Origin of the sequence: Exiguobacterium sp. s122, from assembly GCF_018618475.1 — a bacterium.
Lineage (GTDB): Bacteria > Bacillota > Bacilli > Exiguobacteriales > Exiguobacteriaceae > Exiguobacterium > Exiguobacterium himgiriensis.
Window position 1 is genome coordinate 1 of the sequence record NZ_JACSMD010000014.1, and the last position, 1,155, is coordinate 1,155.

Annotated in this window: 1 protein-coding gene; it reads right to left on the reverse strand. The window is 48.3% G+C overall.

The genetic code is table 11. From position 1 onward, the window contains the following. Nucleotides 1-9: 9 nt before the first annotated feature. Nucleotides 10-969, reverse strand: a complete 960-nt coding sequence (locus KNP92_RS15670) for an IS30 family transposase (protein WP_114167461.1) — start codon at nucleotides 967-969, stop codon at nucleotides 10-12. Nucleotides 970-1,155 lie beyond the last annotated feature (186 nt).

The window sequence follows — 1,155 nt, forward strand, 5'->3', positions numbered from 1 at the left end:
TTCCGTTTGTCAATTTAAGCTAGACAGATCGACTCCATTCAGGTGACTCAAAAATGCCTCCAACGGTGTGCGGTAATTCAGTGACTTTCTTGGGATGTTATTCCGCTTGTCGGCCACCGACGAAATAAATGTTTGATCCACCTGGTTGAAGTCCATTTCCTTTGCCAAGCCGTCTTTCCGCAGGAGCCCGTTGGAGTTTTCATTCAAGGCGCGCTGAGAAGGCGTGCCAGGATCCGCAAAGTAAATCGAGACGTCGTGCCGGTTGCACAACGGTTTCCAATTAGAGAATTCCTTGCCGCAATCAAACGTGATGGATTTGAACAGATTTCTCGGGACCCCTTGGAACCACTGGTTCAACGCAGTTTCAATATCGCAAGCCTTGCGTCCTGCAGGCTTCAGGGCGATGATGACTTTCGTCAGCCGTTCGACCAGCGTGATCACCGCACTTTTGTGGCGGGCACCCACAATGGTGTCGCCTTCGATATGCCCGAACTCTTTTTTGAACGACGGGTTGTCGGCTTCCCGTTCGGAAATATGGCGTTTGAACGCCTGTTTTCCCCGGCGTTCCTGGTGTCCATTGGGTTTCCGTTTTCCTTTCATCGGCAGCGTGGCGGCGTCAAAGACCTGATTTTTGAACATGCGATAGATGGTGCGCGCGGAACAATCGATGGCCGTTTCTGCCCGGCCGACAATGACATCCGGCGTCCAGCCCTGCGCCACCTTGTCTTGAACATAGGCCACTTGTTTCTTCGGCAGGACAATCTTCCGCCGGCCGCAGCGTTTCTTATTTTTCTTGTATTGCGTGTAGAAGTCGAGCGCTGTATGTCCTGATTTCAGGAAATTGATGACGTTGTAGATTGGCTGCCTGGAACGGTTCATCAACTTAGCAATGATCGCTACAGGTATATTTTGGCGGTGGTAGGATTCTATCATCACCAGTTCATCCGTGGTAAGATGGGTGTAGGTCATTCGTAATCACTCCTATGTTTTTCTTTGGTCGGAAAATACATTGTGAGTGCACCACGAATGGCTTTTTCAATTGTCTAGCTTAATTTTACAATCGGCGTTTTTGAAAACTTTTTTGTGTTAATTGAATTTAAGTAGAAAAGAGAAGAAGCTTTTGGGCTTCCTCTCTTCCGATAATATCTCATATGT

What these genes read in the sequence shown, in the direction of transcription:
- KNP92_RS15670 (WP_114167461.1), bottom strand. Translation starts at nt 969, where the DNA reads ATGACCTACACCCATCTTACCACGGATGAACTGGTGATGATAGAATCC.